We start from the raw sequence: 16369 nt of genomic DNA, 5'->3' as shown, positions 1-16369 counted from the left end.
ACTTGATCATCGGCGGAGGTCCCGGAACTCTTCCAACATCCGCAGTGACGCCATCAGCGTCGGACGGTGACCGGGGCAAACTCGGGGTTTCGGCAGTGCCCACACTTCCCAACACGACAGGCAACGCATCACCCCATCATGCTCAGGGTCGAACTCCGCGCTGCCACTGCACCGGGGGCACTGCACCACAACCAGCTCCCTACGCCGCTACGTCGAACTCACCCAGCTTGGCACCGTTCAGGAACTCGGTCCACTCCACGGCCGTGAACTCGACCGTCGTTCCGGTCGCTGAGTTACGGACGGCCACCTTGTCGCGGACGTTGGTCGCCACCTCTACGCACCGGGGGTCGCTGTTGTTGTACTTGCACGTGCTGGACGTCTGGAACTGGAACTCGTCGGGGATCGCGCTCATTGGTGCTTGTCCCTTCACGAAACCAACTATGGGGAGTCGTTCCCCACGCCGTTCTGCGGCCCCGCCATGGCCCAACTGAGCCGTTAGCGCCTCTAGTTGGGAAGAGGCGGGGTGTGCTTCGATTTCCCTAGGCTCGAAGCTGGTGCCCTCACCGCCTAGGGCGGCACCCCAGCGAAGGGGCGGACCGGGGCGAGAGCCTGAACCCGTCAGTTCAGTGCTGGGACACGTTCTGTCCCTACTCAAGGCTTGTCCGGTCGGGGGCTACCGACTGCCCGTTCCGGGGGGATAACAGGCAGTCGGAGTCTCTGTTGTAAGGGGGGATCAAATGTTCCCTGTCACTGCGGCAGCGATTGTCAGACCCACAACCGCCACTATCACGGCCGCGAATATGGCTCCCGCCGCATCAACCCAAACCCTTCGCATCACAGGCGCCAATCCTCAGGCAGCGTGTGTGTGACGTGTTCCGGGAGTCCGCCCGGGGGCGCCATACGGCACTGGCTCTCATAAGCACGCGAGAATAAAACGTGACCCGTGGTCTGGGTATGCATGGCCATCCACTGAACGGCAGCGTCGGGGTCGTTAATGGCCCCTGTGGTTGCCCCGCACGAACCGTTGTGACCAGAGACGCACAACACGGTGACCAACACCCTTTGTGGCTCCACCTGTTGAGGCGTGAATCGAACCTCCGGATAGAGGTGCATGAATCCTCTTTCGCATATTCGTGAATCAGGGACGGTTCTGGTCACTGTCCAGCACGTACAGAAAACCACCCGCCTTTTCGATTTGGCGGGCAATCTCGTCGTACTCCCCTACCAATGGCGAGATCATCGACCGCCATGCCGTAACAACTGCACCAACCTCACCGTTGGTGATCCGTTTCATGACCTCATCGAGACCGGGCCGACCCTGCGGGGGAAGCAGCCCTTCCCGATCCTCAATGATTGCAACTACCTCCCAGGCGTACGCAGACGCTGCGTCAACACAAGCCGTGCGTAGCGGAGCAGTTCGCGCATTCGGAGCGGTACACAGATACACGACCACACGTAAGCATTCGGCCTTGGGTCGCTCAACCGTCTTACCGAGAACCTGTCTCATCGACCGTTTCACCCCACCCGGGCCGTGGCCCCATGACTGCCTGATCTCTAACAGCTCATCCCCGGGCCACTAGAGCCGTCGCCGGGGTGTTCCTGTCCTAGGTAACCGGATCAGCACGCACGGCGGTACCGTGGGAAGGGGCTTACGGTTCAAGAGTGTTCAAGCGCCGATGCGCTAGGGAGCGGAGACAGATGCCACCATCAGAGCCCAACGGCAAGTTCGAACGGTTGTACCAGGAGACCGGTTGGACGTTGCGTCAGCTCGCGCAAGATGTCAACCGCATTGCTACCGAAGCGGGCTCACCAACTAAGTATCAGGCGCAGTCCACTTACCAGTGGTGTAACGGGCATATCCCTGCGCGGGCCGTGCGTCCCTTGATCCTGGAATCATTATCTCGGAAATTAGGGCGAGTGGTGTCGCATGCTGAGGCAGGATTCCCCACGCCTCCCGCAGGGGCGAGTATTACTGGACAAGGCGATATCGTCGCTGAACTAATCTCTCTGGGAAGGCTGGACATGGATGCCTCTCGCCGAACCCTACTCAGTGCGGGAATCTTCTCAGCAACACTCACGGTGCCCTCTTGGACGGAAGCGATAGAGAGAAAGGATCTCGTAACCCTTGATAGTTCTGCCCGCGTAGGTGCGTCGGACGTGTCCTTCATCCGGACCATGATTAAGCATTTCGCGAAGCTCGATAATTCCGTAGGGGGAAAGGCGGCTCGGCCTAGCGCGGCTACTTTCCTAGTCAACGATGTGATTCCACTCCTCCGGGCACCTGCAAGAGAATCCGTACGAGCGGATCTCTTGGCCGCTATTTCCGAGTTCTGCTACCTACTTGGCCTAATGGCGGTTGATGAAGGCGCGCACAGGCTGGCGCAACGGTATTATTCTAAGTCTCTCGAATTGGCGGGAGGGGCGGGAGATCCTTCTCTTTACTCCCTGACCTTGCGGGGAATGGCCTCACAGGCGGTCAACGCGGGCCACGGGCCGACAGCCCTTCGACTAGCTAACGCTGCCGCAGACGTGACACAGCGTGTGAGCCCCAACATGCGCGTTCATCTGCTGACCCAGCGGGCACATTCCGCAGCGGCAGCGGGGCATAGATCCGAAGCTATCTCACTGCTACACCAAGCAGAGAAAACGCTGAGTAAGGCAGAACCCGAGACGAGTAAATCCACTGTTCCTCTAGCCGAACAGGGACTACTAGACTATTTTCGCGCGAAGGTTGAATACAGCCTAGGTGACGTGTCGGGTTCCGTGACAGCAATGCATGAGGCATTAGAACCCCTGAAAGGGCAGGGCTGTGTTCGGCGCCGCATTCTTGACACAAGCTGGCTAGCTGAACGGCAGCTACAAACCGGGATGTTAGAAGAAGCCTGCGCCACCTGGAGCACAGCGCTAGCGGAGTATCCGCAAGTGCGCTCGGGGCGCTGTGACGAACAAATGCGTATCATGTTTAGTCGTCTGCGCCCGTACCTCCGCAATGCATCTGCGCACTCTCTATACGAACAAGCACGCAATGTCGTCCCGGCCCACCTAGTGGCTAAGTAACGGGAACCGGGCGGCCCATGGAGGGGCGGCGCCGTTGATGCTGACACCCCCCGCAAGGGCCGAGCTACGACCGCTGCGGGCCACGTGACCCGCGCGTGACCCGCAGCGGTCCGATACGGGCAGAAACAGCAGGTGAGGGTGACCAGCACTCACAGGTTCAGAGGGCACCTATCCGGCATGTTTCCGCAGGTCAGCTAACTAATGAGCTGGTGCCCGAGTGGAGAGTTCAAGTCCCCCCTCGGACACCAGCTCAGACCCCTGTTGATCTGCTGTGATGCAGCCTCAACGCAGTACAGGACCTCTCGTCCATTGGTCCCGCTCACCTGCTGTTTCTGCCCACTTCCTGGCTCTGTTGGTCACCCGTTGGTCACGGGGCCGGCGTCGGCTGAGAGACCGTTCCACTGACCTACAACAGCCCGCCCCCACCAACCCCGGGGGCGGGCTGTTGCGTGTCTGCGCTCTACGGTTGCAGTCGCTTGACCATGACAGCGAAGGTAGGCGAGTCGTCATACGGCTTGGACTCGCTCACCTTTCGATATCCCCATGTCTCGTAGAGCGCTTGGACTCTCGGATGAGAGGAGTCCACGAAGAGAGTGACCAACTCCTCATCACGGCCGTAGAGAAGGGCGTCGTGTAGACGTAACGAGATGCCTCTCTTGCGCCAAGTCGGAATCACCATAAGTTCCGACAAGGCAAAGGCCCTATCGGTTGCGGCCATTTCGCGAGGGGTATCTGACCCTCGCCACCAAGCGCCCCGCGAGAAGGGGGCGCCGTAGGCTAGCCCGATTGCTTCTGGACCTTCATAGGCGACGATGCATGACCACTCATCGTTCACGCTCCACCTATCCACGAAACCGGAGAAGCTTTCGCGGGAATGAAATGAATCAGTCTCCTCCGCGTAGCAGGCGCTGTGCACGTCCAGCAGGACGCCACGCACGCTTCCCACCTGCGGTTTACCGTAGCGTTCGAGCTCCATTTTCGACCCTCTCTAGCCATGATGTAACTTCTGGCGCTGACGAATTTACGGAAACCAACACACGCCGTACATCCCGCAAGGTCTTTATTGTCCTTTGTGAACCAGAGCCGGGATTAAGTGTATGCAGGGCTCTATCTGCTGTGGCGCATGCTTGTTCAACCTCGCCTTTACGGGCCTGGCTGAGGGATAGGTGTGCCATATATAGGGCCCTGTTTCGCACAAGGCTCGGGCGCAAGTTGTCTAGGGCCTGAGAGAAGCACTCTTCGGCTCGGGCGAAGTCTCCTAGCTTGAACCACACGCTTGCGGAAAGACCGCTGACTTCGCTTTCATCGTAAAAGTCAATCCACGCGGCATGTTGGTCGGCGTTGGAGACACGCCCGTAGGCTTTCTCCGCTGCCGATAGAGATCGAAGCGCTTCCGTGCGGAGGTTCCCATAAGTTAGGGCGACAGCGTTTCGCATGTGTGCTAGCGAACCGTACTTTGCGTTTCGCTGCGCTACCCTGAACCCTTTCATGGCTGCGGTGGCCGCAGCCGCTTCCGTGGCATTCCTCTGCTGGCCGGCCAGCATCGCGTAGTGATTCCATACGTGATACTGACTTTCACTGCTCCGTGACAGACCCGCCAAAGCTACCGCATGATTGAGGTGCGTACGTGCCCGCTCGTTCACTCGTGCGTCGATTGCGGCGAATGCTGCACAACTCATAACGTCCGAAGCTAGTGAATATAGCTGTTGGCGGACTCGCGTGGAGCCACTGCCCGCGGACAGCGTTTGCTGTACTTGTGCGGCTAGCTCGACTGCTTTGTTCTCGACATCCCTGGAGCCGCCAACAGCCCAGTCAGCGTTTACGATACGTAGGTATTCGTCACGGAACCGTTCGGCATCGCTATGGCCAAAGCGGGGACCGGTCACCCCTATAGCGGCTACGGCTCCTGTGGCGGCGTTCACGAAGGTGCGGCGTTCCATCGGGTCCCTCCTGGCGGACGACTTAGCCCGAGGCTTGAACCCTAGTTCGACTGCTGGTCGATTCAACACGGCCTCTAGTGCCATGCGCTGAACCTCCTGGGGCCACCCCACCTCGCCATTGAGCCAGCGGCGCACCTGTCGGTTCGTCAACTGGGCGTCTCTGCCCGTGATTCGCCTGATCTCGTCATCCAGTCTGTCCGCCAGATCGGCTTGCTTGATGCCCACGGCGTCCATGGCGGCAGCTAACGCCGCGTTGTGCTCCATCAGCTCAGAGTAGCGGGGTCTCGACTTGCCGCGATAGTAATGGCCAGGCAAAAAAGACCGAGGGGCGACAGCCACCCGGCCCCGTTTCGTCCTGTCGTCCTCATGTGCGCTTGGCCCATCGTGGGACCCCCGACACAGGCAAGGGGGCGCGTCGTGAGCGTCGTCGGTGGTGAGGTCATCCGTCAGGGCCGGGCGGCCGTCAAGCAGTTCGAGGCCGCGTGTGTGGCCATCGGATGCCATGACCTGTTCGGCGTCTGGGGGGACCCGGGACGCGAAGAAGGCGAAAGAGCCCTAGAAGACTGGTGCTTGGCGCACGCGAGCCGTCATCCGGGGCACGACCAGTTCCGGCGCACGGTCATGGACTACCTGACTGTGCGTCCTGAGTGAGTGAGCCCGTGACAGAGGCGAACTGCCTTCGGGAGATCAGCGGACGACTGCGTTTCGGCAGTGAGACCACTTTCGGTGAGGCGCTGGTCGATACCGGGCCGGCGCTGAAAAGGGCCCTGGAAAGTCGCCGCCTGGACAAGCTGCTGGGCCTCCTGGTGCGCCTCGCGGAGCAACGCATTGCCGACGCCGGCACCGAGGTGACCCAGTTCAAACGATGGTGGCTAGCTGAGTCGCTGGACAGGGTGGCGGATGCCTGCGACGCGTACGACAAGCGCAATTGCTGGAGCGTCACAGGAGTTCATCGAGAGAGAAGGGGGGCGCCAATTGATAGACATTGAGGGAGTAGCGGGGCTTGTCGTCGCGGCCCTTATAGCGGTGATCACGAGTTTGACAGTGATCGCCGCGGTGACCGGGCAGCTCTGACTCAAAGGATTTCCTCATGGTCACAGCTGAGGACATCGGCAAAAGGGTCGAAGACGACTCGGGCCGAGTCGGGATCTTGCGTGACGTGATCCCGGACTACGAGGACCCTTCCGAACTCCCATGGCGGCGCCGTAAGCAGCCCATAGCGTTCCTGTGGCCCGAGCAAGGGGGCAGGGAATGGCTGGTCCCGCCAGGAAACGTAAAACCCAGTCTGCTTTCCCCCTGACTGGATAGGGCCCATCGAGGGATAGGTAGTGTCTGTTCAGAACTTGTTGAATCTGATTACGCCGCGAGGTGGTCAGGTAGACCCCAAGGCGTGCATGCAATGCGCACAGCTTCGAAAGAAAATCGTGGAGGCAGCCGACCGTCACGACGCTGCCGCTGCGGATGCGGCAGTGCAGGCGATGGATGCTCACATGACCTACGGCCATCCTGATGACATGCGGCGGCCTTCAGATAGAGGCAATAAACAGCGCCACCTGCGCAAGTAACCCAGCAATCCCCAGTTTCCGGCAGCCTGCCCCCATGAGGCTGCCGGTTAGTGGGTCCAAAAGAGGGCGCTAGGCATGAATCCAGACGTGAAGGTGACCCTTTTGTGGGTAGTTATCGCCGCGTTCTTTTTCGTCGTGGCCGTCCTGTTGCTACTCGGCTGATTTAGGACCGATGCGTTACACAGGCCGTCGAAGAAATCGCACTTTCCTGCGGCGTGAGTAGCACCGTGGCTAGGCGATGGCTCAACGCAGCGGGAGTGAAACTCCCTCGGCGATATGCCTCCGGTAACTGGAGCATGCAACCCATGAGTGAGAAATCAATCTCACGGGCCGCTGACCTCTCTTTCATGGAGGGGCTTTCTCCAGCCGAGATCGGCCGGCAGCTAGGCATGAGCGCAGACTCCGCGAAAAGGCGAGTACAGCGAGCCGCGGAGCTAATGACCCAAAAGGAGAAAAGCATGCAAGGGGAACACGAAATGACTGCTGCGGAATTCAACCCGCACCGCCCCCTGCCGTTGGACGTCGGTGCCAGCGTGCTCGTCACAGGCCCGGAGAACAGCGTCCTGATGGTTCTGGTCAACTACGGCGACAATAAGTGGCACCTCCCTGGGGGTGCCCGCGCCCGGGACGAGGCACCACACCAGACTGCGACGCGGCGGGCTCTGCGGGAAACAGGCATCCGGCGAGATGTACGGGACGTGCTCGCGGTCGATTACCGCACGGCCGGCGCTGCCCCGGACAAAGGCGAGGGGCTGCACATCGTCTACGACGGGGGAACGCTTACCGATGACGAGGTGTCGGGGCTCAAGCTCCCCGAGCGCGTTCGCGGAGCGCACGAGGCCATTGGTCTCATTCCTCCGGATCAGCTTTCCGAGCACTGCTCGCCGCGCATCGCGCACCGCGTGACGCAGGCGCTGGACGCTAGGACTCGGAAACTGGTGCTTCCTATGCTGACGAATGGCCAGCCCGCTTAGAGCGGCCTCAAAGGTCCGGTAAGAAAGGCTGAGAGTGCTGCACTCGAACATTGACCCCCATAATCCGCCCGCCCGACGTCTCGGCTGTGTCGCCCTGCTTGTAGATGCTCAGGAACGCATTCTCCTCGTGAAACCGACATACAAGCCCCATTGGCAACTCCCTGGCGGAGCTGCCCACAAGGGCGAGGAAATTAGCCAGGCCGTGCAACGGGAAGTGCTCGAAGAAACGGGGATCATCCGCAAGTTCACGCACTACGTCGCGGCTGATCAGGTCATGGCAAGCAAGACATCAGCGGAAGGCATCAACTTTGTTGCCGTGGCTGACGAACTCACGGCTGACGAAATCGTGAACCTGGCTGTGCCGGCAGCGGCCTCCAAAGAGATCAGCGATATACGCATGGTGTCTCGGGATGATATGGGTGATCTCGTCATCCCCGGCCAAGAAAGGCGCATTAGGGCAGCCTTCAGAACACTTCAGGCGGGCCTTTTGTCGCCATTTCTGGTAGAAGGCAAGCCGGCCGACGGCATACCACACTGGATAAGCACAATCTGAAGTAGGGCGTCTCTCTCCCCAGTTCTCCCGTCTCCAGCCCCCGTGATGGCCCCGGAGCTGGAGACGGGTTTCCCAGGCATAGGAGGCACGGTTATGAGCCTGGCTGAGGGCTGTAGCTCAACTCTGAAAACAAGCGCTAGCGCTCTTCTCCAGAGCCAGGACATGAAAACCGTCTTAATGCTCCAGGCACGCTACGGAGACAAGAAATGGCGCCTCCCCGGTGGCCGGCGCACAGAAGGGGAAACCCTGGGCCAGGCCGCGGAACGCTGCCTCCTTCGAGAAACTGGACTTGAGCGCCACGTATGGCAGGCCCTCGTCCTGGACTCACGTACACGCGAAGCGGAGCCAACGAAAGGCGAAGGACTCCACGTCGTTTTCTACGGCGGTTTCTTCACGAAGGAAAAAGGCCAACCGCTTATCCTCCCAGAAAGCGCTAGCGACTCGTACGGGGCAATCGCCCTTATTCGCTATGACCAACTCTCTGATCACTGCACGCCGCTTACCATGCGCCGGGTCGATCACGCGCGGCGGGCTCAACGCCTACGACAGGGTATTCCGCTCCTAACAAACGGCCACTACGAGTAAAACCAGGCTCGTGGAACTAGCTCACCACTCCACAGGTCGCCGAGGCCCTGGCCGCGGCAACCCACACGTAGGCCACGCGCCGCGCGGCCTTGTAGAGCCTCCCCGGCTCCGAACGGCTAGATCAGCACTACCCATGGCGACCGAATCGGGTCAGGGTCGCACAGCACCACCCCAGAACTCCCGCTGTCGTGACGTCTCTTGGAAGGCGCCGCAGCAGCGGGTTGGCAAGCGCACGGCAGCGCGGGGGCGGCCCTCGCGCTGAGCAAGGTGTGGAGGGTAAGTGACAGCGATCATCGAAGGTCCGGCCATCAGCCAGACCACGCGGCCTACGAAATTTCTCTGGCTCGACCTCACGCGGCGATGCCAACTCCAATGCGTCCACTGAGCTTCTTCAGAGTGGTCACTGATCGGGTGACGCTGGCGGGGTGCGCAACGCACGAGGCTCCTGTGCCGTTGAGGGAGGTGTTCGACATCTCAACTCATCAGCTCAAAAGCCCCGTTGGTTCCGTATCCTGCCGCACTCGACCTGCCTCATGCGCTGGTCGAGTGGGTCACCATCCTCATCGTCACCCGCGAGGGTGACCGCCGCTGCAAGCTTCCTGCGCACCAACGCGCGCTGGTCGCCCTGGTGTACCTGCGCAAGCACGACACCCTCGCGCAGACAGCCGGCGGCTTCGGCATCTGCGTCGGCACCGCCCACGCCTACACCAGCCGCGTCCCCAGCCTGCCGGCCGACCGGGCACCGGGGCTACTGAAGGTCCTACACACTCATGATCCTGACTACGTCCTGCTGCACGGCACCCTGGCGCAGTGCGACCGCGTCGGCGACAGCACAGCCCACTACTCCCACAAACACCGCCGCCACGGCGTGACCATGCACGTTGTCACCAACCCGGCCGGCAAGGTGCTGTGGATCTCGCCCGCACTGCCCGGCCGGTGCCACGACCTGACCGCGGCCCGCACCCACCGGATCAATCGAATGACGTCAACCGCCATGGCCATCCTCACCCTGGAGCACCACCGCTGAAAAGGCTCAGTCGGTGGTCCGGGTGTTCGCTGACCGATGCGCAGTGGGCGCGGATCGGGCCGTTCCTTCCGGACCGGACACCCAAGCGGGGTGGGCGCTGGCAGGATCATCGTGAGGCGATCGACAGAGTCGTCTACAAGTTCCAGACTGGTACCTAGCCTCGGGCTTTCACGTGGATGGGTGTCCGAGGCTTGATCGGAAACGCGAGAAGTGCTTCTGACCTGGAACGATAGGACTTTTCGAGGGTCCAGATCGTGTCGTGGAAAGAAGCACTTCTCAGGTGAAGAAGCGTATCGGGTCGTACCCGCATGTCCGTGTCGAGGGCAGCGGTCGTGGAGTGGTCTCGCAGGCAGGGGCCGTGCTGCTGGTGGGAACGGTCCGCAAGACGGGCCTGGATACTGCGATATCGGCGGCTCTGGCACCCTGGCGCAAGCCTCGGGCGGTGCACGATCCCGGCAAGATCCTGCTGGACGTGGCGCTCGCGGTCGCTCTCGGCGGCGACTGCCTGGCCGACGTGGGCATGCTGCGGGCCGAGCCGGCCGTGTTCGGGCCGGTGGCCTCGGACCCGACGGTCTCCCGGCCTCGGTGATTCTGCCGGATCGAACAGCCTCGGCGTCGTCCAGCTTCCATTGCTGCACCGTCACGCCGATCTCGAAGGCCAGCTTTCCGAAGCGCACTCTGCGGCGAGACAGTTCGACCACAGGAAGTTGCAGCCCGCCGGGAGTACGAAGCTCCCGGCGGGCTGCCATGGCTGCCGCATCACGCAGCGGAGTGTGATCAAACGGCCCATGCACGTTGCGGCGTCGGGCAGACTGATCGCAACCGGTGTGTGACGAGAAGGGGTGGCGACCGGTGAGCAGTCCGACGCAGCGAGCGCAATTGATCCGCTTCGGGCTAACTACGCTGGGCGAACACAACGCGCACCACGACTTCGAGCGAATCTGCTTCGAACTGGCACGGCACCGCATCGTCAGCAACCTGGTTCCCGCCACAGGGCCGGTGAGCGGTGGCGGAGACCAAGGACGAGACGGCGAGAGCCACTGGACGAACCTACCGAACGAACTCCCGGACAGCTCTGTCTTCGTGACGATGGCGTCCACCGAGAAGGTCGTGCTCGCCTGCACCATCCAGGAGAAGGACGTCCCGTCCAAGATTCGCAAGGACCTCGCGACGATCTGCGGCCAGGGCGACGTGGTGCAGCGTGTCGTCTACTTCACGGTGGCCGCTGTCGCGGTCAAGAAGCGCCATGAACTGCAAGATGAGGCGCGGCAGAAGTACGATGTTGCCCTCGACATCTGGGACGCCGCGGCCATCGCACAGCATCTGAGCGATCCCGACCTGTTCTATCTGGCCGTCGAGTTTCTGCATCTGCCCGCCGACCCGACCTGTGCGCCGCCGCAGCGAGACACCTGGCTGATGCCGGTGCCCGATGCCCGCTCTGCAATCGCGCGCCCCGAACTGCTTGACGCCATCGTGCGTGCCCTGCGGACCGATGCGATGCCAGTCGTGCTCACCGGCCTGACAGGCGCGGGCGGGTTCGGCAAGACCACGCTGGCCGCACTGGCCTGCCGGGACCAGCGGGTGCTGGCCCACTTTCCGGACGGTGTGCTGTGGAAGACCCTCGGTCAGCAGATCGTCGGCGCCCATATCGCGACGGCGGTCAATGATCTCGTCGAATACCTGACAGGGCAGCGGCCCACCTATAGCGACCCCCAACTTGCCGGTTCCCACCTGGCCAGGGTGATCGGTGAACGCAGGTGTCTGCTGGTGCTGGACGATGTGTGGAGTGCCGATCAGCTCGCGCCCTTCCTGATCGGCGCACCGAACTGCGCGCGCCTCGTCACGACGCGAATCGGCGCCGTGGTACCGCCGGAGGCGGCCTGCGTCCGGGTCGACGCCATGACCGGTGAACAGGCCGAAGCCGTTCTGGGCCGCGGGCTGGACGTCGATCGAGCGGCGCTCGCCGGCCTGGTGGCCCGCACCGGCGGCTGGCCGGTGCTGTGCGGACTGGTCAACGGGACGCTGCGGCGCCGGGTCGCGCGCGGGGGCGGCACCGCCGAGGCAATTCGCTGGGCGGAGGCCATGCTCGACACGGGTGGGCCGGCCTCACTGGACACCACCGACCCCACCGCCCGGGACATGGCGATCAGGACGACGATGGCGGCCAGCCTGACCATGCTGGCCGAGACCGATCCTGGCGCGGTCGACCGCTACCGCCAACTCGGCGTGTTTCCGCCCGGCACAGACATCCCTCTGGAGACGCTGGTCCGCTACTGGCGACACTCCGGCGACGTGGATCGGCACGAGGCCGAACGGCTGTGCCTCGTCTACGCGGAAGTGAATCTCATCGAGGAATTCCGGCTCGCCCCTCCAGCGATCCGCCTCCACGACGTCATCTCCGGATATCTCCGGCACGATGTACGCCCGCGCGCCACCATGCTGCACCGCGCCCTGCTCGACAGCTACCGCGCAGATCTGCCGAAGGCCGACAGTCTGCCGACCGCCTGGTGGCAGCTCCCGGCCAAGGAGCCTTACCTGTGGCGTCAGCTCGCCCCCCACCTGCGCGATGCCGGTCGCGCGGACGAGCTCACGGCGCTGCTGCGCGACCTGCGATGGGCCAGCGTGAAGAACCACCGGCTGGGACCGGCGAGCGCGGAAGCGGACACGGCCGTACTGCCGGACGACACCCACGCGCGGGCACTCGGGCAACTGCTCCGCGGCACGAGCCACCTGTACCAGCCTGGCGACCCGATGACGATGACCATCGCGACCTTCGCCGCCTATGCCGCCGGGGATCCCGTACTGGGCGCCGCCGCGACAGCTCTCGTCGATCGGGTCACTGCCCCTCATCTACGGCCCACCATGGCGCCCTTGCCCGACCAGCCCCATCCCGCTGCCGACCGCGCTCTCACCGGCCACGTCGTGAAGGCGAGCGCCTTCGCAGTAGCACCGGACGGGACCTGGCTGGCCAGCACCGGATACGGCGACCCCGTGCGGGTGTGGAATCCCGCCGAGGGGACCGAGATGTTCTGCCTTCCCGGTCCCGAAAAAGGGGCGTACACCCTGGCCGTCGCACCCGATGGAAGCTGGCTGGCCAGCGGCGGCGGTGACGGCACCGTGCGGATGTGGAACATGCCGGACGGGACCGAGCGAGCCGTGCTCCCCGGCCACACGGACATCATCTGGGCGGTGGCTGTCGCACCGGACGGCAGCTGGCTGGCCAGCGGAGGCGACGACGACACCGTACGGATCTGGAACACTGCGGACGGCACTCCACGTGCCGTGCTGCCCGGCTGCACCAGCAGGGTCGCGTCGATGGCCGTTGCGCCGGACGGCTCCTGGCTGGCTGTCGCGTCCAGCACCGGTCACCGCAGAATGACCGCGTGGGTGTGGCGCCTGGCCGACGGAGCCCGTCTCGACCTGGGTGTCACCAACTCCTATTGCAGTCCAGCACGAGCCCTTGCCGTGGCACCGGACGGGTCCTGGCTGGCCAGCGCGGCTTTCGAGCAGGTGCGTGTGTGGAACCCGAAGGACGGCAGCCTGGTCCATGACCTGACGGGCCATGAAGGCTGGGTGTCGGCGCTGGTGGTGGCGCCGGACGGCTCCTGGCTGGCGAGCGCGGGCGACGACCGCACCGTCCGACTGTGGAGCCCGGCCACCGGCGCCGAACTCGATCGGCTAACCGGCCACACCGGGCAGGTCAATGCGCTGTCGGTGGCGCCGGACGGGTCCTGGCTGGCGAGCGCCGCAGGGGACAGCTGGTACGGCGATGACAGCACCGTGCGGGTGTGGCACCTCGCCGATCACACTGCCCGGGCCGTGCTGACCGGGCATTCCAACGCCGCGGAGACGTTGCTGGCCGCGCCGGACGGCTCCTGGCTGGCCAGCGGGGCCGACGACCACACCATCCGGCTGTGGAACATGACCGTCGACCAGGATCCGGCCGGGGTCGCCGGTCACACCGGAGAAGTCACCGTCCTGGCCATGGCCCCGGACGGATCCTGGGCGGCCAGTGCCGGAAGCGACGGCACGGTACGGCTGTGGAACACCGCCGACGCAACGGAAAGGGCGGTGCTCCACGGGCATACCGACCACGTCAAGTCGATGGTGGTCGCCCCCGACGGCTCGTGGCTGGCCAGTGCTGGACAAGACGGCACGGTGCGGCTGTGGAACACCGCCGACGGCTCCGCACGGGCTGTCCTCAAAGACGGCACCGATTTCATCTCCGACCTCGTGGTCGCCCCGGACGGATCCTGGCTGGCCGCCACCGCCTACAAGGACACGCTCTGGGTGTGGGACACCGACACCGGCAACGCGGTGGCCGGACCACTCAGCAGCGAGACACCCGTGACGAAGTTGGCCGTGGCCGGCGACGGCTCCTGGCTCGCCGGCGCGGGCGACGGCGGCACCGTCAGACTCTGGGATCCGGCCGACGGCACCGCCCTCGGGGCGATACCGAGCCAGACCTTTCGGATCAACGCGCTCGCCTCTGCGCCCGACGGATCGTGGCTTGCCAGCGCCGGGGAGGGCCCTGCGATACATCTGCGGAACGTCGCCGACAGGACGCACAAAACCATCCTCCGAGGGCATACCGACGGGGTGCTGAAGCTCGCGGTCGCCCCGGACGGGTCGTGGCTTGCCAGCGTCGGACGCGACCACACGGCGCGGGTGTGGAACGTCACCGAAGGGGTCCAGCAAGCCGTCGTCCGTCATTCCGGCACCACGCTCGACGTGGCCGTGGCGCCCGACGGTTCCTGGCTGGCCAGCGTCGGACGGGACGGCGCCGTCCGGGTATTCGACCCACATGGCCACGTCTGGGCATCAACTCGCCTGGACAGTCAGGTGGCGCACTGTGTCGTCAACCCTGCCCGACCGCAACTGGCCGTGGCGGGCTCGCGGCACGTCTACTTCCTAAACATCACTAACCTCGGGCTTTCACGTGGATGGGTGTCCGAGGCTTGATCGGAAACGCGAGAAGTGCTTCTGACCTGGAACGATAGGACTTGTCGAGGGTCCAGATCGTGTCGTGGAAAGAAGCACTTCTCAGGTGAAGAAGCGTATCGGGTCGTACCCGCATGTCCGTGTCGAGGGCAGCGGTCGTGGAGTGGTCTCGCAGGCAGGGGCCGTGCTGCTGGTGGGAACGGTCCGCAAGACGGGCCTGGATACTGCGATATCGGCGGCTCTGGCACCCTGGCGCAAGCCTCGGGCGGTGCACGATCCCGGCAAGATCCTGCTGGACGTGGCGCTCGCGGTCGCTCTCGGCGGCGACTGCCTGGCCGACGTGGGCATGCTGCGGGCCGAGCCGGCCGTGTTCGGGCCGGTGGCCTCGGACCCGACGGTCTCCCGGCTGATCAACACGCTCGCAGCGGGCCGCCAACGCGCCCTGGACGCGATCCGCAGCGCCCGGTCCCACGTGCGCCAGCACGTGTGGAAGGTGGCCGGGCAGACGGCGCCGGATGCGACCGGCTCTGTGACCGTGGACTTGGACGGCGTCCTGGTGATCGCGCACTCCGACAAGGAAGACACGGCCGCGACCTGGAAGAAGACCTTCGGCCACCACCCGCTGATGGCCTTCGTGGACCACGGCACGGGCGGGACCGGCGAGCCGGTGGCCGCTCTGCTCAGGCCCGGGAACGCAGGCAGCAACACCGCCGCCGATCACATCACCACCACCGAACTGGCCCTGACCCAGCTGCCCAAGTCCTACCGGCGCGGACGCCGGACGCTGATCCGCACCGACTCCGCGGGCGGCACCCACGAGTTCGTGGCCTGGCTCGCGAAACACGGCCGGTGGCTGTCGTACTCGGTCGGCATGGCCATCACCGACGCAATCCACCAGGCCGTACTCAAGGTGCCGCCCGCGGCATGGACGCCGGCCGTCGAGCCCGACGGAGAGATCCGTGACGGGGCCTGGGTCGCCGAACTCACCGGCGACATGCTCGACGGCTGGCCCAAGGGCATGCGACTGATCGTCCGGAAGGAACGCCCGCACCCCGGTGCCCAGCTGAGGATCACGGACGCTGACGGCATGCGGATCACCTGCTTCGCCACCGATACCACCGGCCAGCCCATCGCCGAACTCGAACTCCGCCACCGACTGCGGGCACGGGCCGAGGACCGCATCCGGGCTGCCCGCGCGACTGGCCTGCGGAACCTGCCCCTGCACGACACCGCGCAGAACAGGGTCTGGCTGGAGATCGTCCAGCTCGCACTCGACCTGCTGGCCTGGATGGCGATGCTTGCGCTGAACGGCAAGGCCCGGCTCTGGGAGCCCCGCCACCTGCGGCTCCGCCTGTTCAGCTCGGCCGGCCAGCTCGTTACCACCGGCCGCCGCCAGATCCTCCGCCTCGCCCGCCACTGGCCCTGGATGCCTGTCGTCACGGACGCCGTCGAACGGCTCGACCAACTGCCCAACCCAGTCTGACCAGTAGCTTTCCATCCCTACGAGCAGCACCGTCGTCTCCGAAGCAGTGGAACCCGGCGCCCACCCGACACGACAGCCGGGCTACCGGCCTGCCCGCCAGCAGCCACGGAAGGCGAAACGGTCTACCGACTCCGCCGGCAAACCGTCACGTAGGGTCGAGGGCTGGCGCGGTTGCGGAGTACGTCCGCCCCGTTTCCAGCCCCCGCCGCATCGAACCGTGCATGCGGTTCTCCCGCACACGGCT

At 64.2% G+C, this 16369-nt stretch carries 15 protein-coding genes and 2 pseudogenes; 12 read left to right on the top strand and 5 right to left on the bottom strand.

The window, feature by feature from the left end:
* Positions 1-199: 199 nt before the first annotated feature.
* From FHS42_RS28155 to FHS42_RS28150, 3 genes are all read right to left on the bottom strand, one after another.
* Entirely contained in the window at positions 200-412 is a 213-nt protein-coding gene (locus FHS42_RS28155) for a DUF397 domain-containing protein (RefSeq protein ID WP_184576900.1), read from the bottom strand.
* 422 nt (positions 413-834) lie between these two features.
* Positions 835-1113, bottom strand: coding sequence for a DUF7848 domain-containing protein (locus FHS42_RS39420; protein WP_446696887.1), 279 nt, complete (start codon positions 1111-1113; stop codon positions 835-837).
* A 25-nt stretch (positions 1114-1138) separates the two neighbouring features.
* Entirely contained in the window at positions 1139-1294 is a 156-nt protein-coding gene (locus tag FHS42_RS28150; RefSeq protein WP_184576897.1) for a hypothetical protein, read from the bottom strand.
* Positions 1295-1698: 404 nt separating this feature from the next.
* On the opposite strand from FHS42_RS28150, the gene FHS42_RS39515 reads away from it, so the two are divergent.
* Positions 1699-3057, top strand: a complete 1359-nt coding sequence (locus FHS42_RS39515; RefSeq protein WP_512700944.1) for an NsdA family TPR-like regulatory protein — start codon at positions 1699-1701, stop codon at positions 3055-3057.
* A gap of 460 nt (positions 3058-3517) precedes the next feature.
* On the opposite strand, the gene FHS42_RS28145 is transcribed toward FHS42_RS39515, so the two are convergent.
* Together FHS42_RS28145 and FHS42_RS39510 are read right to left on the bottom strand one after the other, a co-directional pair.
* A complete protein-coding gene (locus tag FHS42_RS28145; protein ID WP_184576894.1) occupies positions 3518-4033 on the bottom strand; it encodes a GNAT family N-acetyltransferase in 516 nt (171 codons plus the stop codon).
* Entirely contained in the window at positions 4011-5231 is a 1221-nt protein-coding gene (locus FHS42_RS39510; RefSeq protein ID WP_512700945.1) for an NsdA family TPR-like regulatory protein, read from the bottom strand. The genes FHS42_RS28145 and FHS42_RS39510 overlap by 23 nt, the downstream gene beginning before the upstream one ends.
* Positions 5232-5414: 183 nt before the next feature.
* On the opposite strand from FHS42_RS39510, the gene FHS42_RS28140 reads away from it, so the two are divergent.
* The 11 genes and pseudogenes from FHS42_RS28140 to FHS42_RS28095 all read left to right on the top strand — a co-directional run bounded on the left by FHS42_RS28140 (position 5415) and on the right by FHS42_RS28095 (position 16125).
* Positions 5415-5648, top strand: a complete 234-nt coding sequence (locus tag FHS42_RS28140) for a DUF7848 domain-containing protein (RefSeq protein WP_184576892.1) — start codon at positions 5415-5417, stop codon at positions 5646-5648.
* Between the two features lie 8 nt (positions 5649-5656).
* Positions 5657-5986, top strand: a complete 330-nt coding sequence (locus FHS42_RS28135; protein WP_184576889.1) for a hypothetical protein — start codon at positions 5657-5659, stop codon at positions 5984-5986.
* Positions 5987-6325: 339 nt separating this feature from the next.
* Positions 6326-6562, top strand: coding sequence for a hypothetical protein (locus FHS42_RS28130; RefSeq protein ID WP_184576886.1), 237 nt, complete (start codon positions 6326-6328; stop codon positions 6560-6562).
* Positions 6563-7038: 476 nt separating this feature from the next.
* The gene (locus FHS42_RS28125) at positions 7039-7536 is read left to right on the top strand and encodes an NUDIX domain-containing protein (protein WP_184576883.1); all 498 of its coding nucleotides are present in this window, start codon (positions 7039-7041) and stop codon (positions 7534-7536) included.
* Positions 7537-7570: 34 nt separating this feature from the next.
* On the top strand, positions 7571-8089 hold the full coding sequence (locus FHS42_RS28120) for an NUDIX domain-containing protein (RefSeq protein ID WP_312867066.1): 519 nt from the start codon (positions 7571-7573) through the stop codon (positions 8087-8089).
* A gap of 45 nt (positions 8090-8134) precedes the next feature.
* On the top strand, positions 8135-8674 hold the full coding sequence (locus FHS42_RS39235; protein ID WP_376772728.1) for an NUDIX domain-containing protein: 540 nt from the start codon (positions 8135-8137) through the stop codon (positions 8672-8674).
* A 499-nt stretch (positions 8675-9173) separates the two neighbouring features.
* A pseudogene (locus FHS42_RS28110) lies at positions 9174-9656 on the top strand (transposase); the annotation flags it as partial.
* A complete protein-coding gene (locus FHS42_RS39230) occupies positions 9584-9859 on the top strand; it encodes a transposase (RefSeq protein ID WP_376772727.1) in 276 nt (91 codons plus the stop codon). The pseudogene FHS42_RS28110 and the gene FHS42_RS39230, both read left to right, overlap by 73 nt.
* Before the next feature lie 122 nt (positions 9860-9981).
* Positions 9982-10281, top strand: a pseudogene (locus FHS42_RS28105) (transposase); the annotation flags it as partial.
* 272 nt (positions 10282-10553) lie between these two features.
* Positions 10554-14663 (top strand): NB-ARC domain-containing protein, encoded by a 4110-nt coding sequence (locus tag FHS42_RS28100; RefSeq protein WP_184576877.1) that lies wholly within the window; start codon positions 10554-10556, stop codon positions 14661-14663.
* Between the two features lie 85 nt (positions 14664-14748).
* A complete protein-coding gene (locus FHS42_RS28095; protein WP_184576874.1) occupies positions 14749-16125 on the top strand; it encodes an IS1380 family transposase in 1377 nt (458 codons plus the stop codon).
* Positions 16126-16369 lie beyond the last annotated feature (244 nt).

Source organism: Streptomyces zagrosensis, assembly GCF_014203645.1.
Classification (GTDB): Bacteria; Actinomycetota; Actinomycetes; order Streptomycetales; family Streptomycetaceae; genus Streptomyces; species Streptomyces zagrosensis.
Note: the sequence above shows the minus strand (reverse complement) of the source record. Positions and strands in the feature narration are given on the sequence as shown.

Coding starts and splice junctions, on each gene's coding strand:
- FHS42_RS28155 (WP_184576900.1), bottom strand. CDS start 412: ATGAGCGCGATCCCCGACGAGTTCCAGTTCCAGACGTCCAGCACGTGC.
- FHS42_RS39420 (WP_446696887.1), bottom strand. CDS start 1,113: ATGCACCTCTATCCGGAGGTTCGATTCACGCCTCAACAGGTGGAGCCA.
- FHS42_RS28150 (WP_184576897.1), bottom strand. CDS start 1,294: ATGAAACGGATCACCAACGGTGAGGTTGGTGCAGTTGTTACGGCATGG.
- FHS42_RS39515 (WP_512700944.1), top strand. CDS start 1,699: ATGCCACCATCAGAGCCCAACGGCAAGTTCGAACGGTTGTACCAGGAG.
- FHS42_RS28145 (WP_184576894.1), bottom strand. CDS start 4,033: ATGGAGCTCGAACGCTACGGTAAACCGCAGGTGGGAAGCGTGCGTGGC.
- FHS42_RS39510 (WP_512700945.1), bottom strand. CDS start 5,231: ATGGACGCCGTGGGCATCAAGCAAGCCGATCTGGCGGACAGACTGGAT.
- FHS42_RS28125 (WP_184576883.1), top strand. CDS start 7,039: ATGACTGCTGCGGAATTCAACCCGCACCGCCCCCTGCCGTTGGACGTC.
- FHS42_RS39235 (WP_376772728.1), top strand. CDS start 8,135: ATGGCCCCGGAGCTGGAGACGGGTTTCCCAGGCATAGGAGGCACGGTT.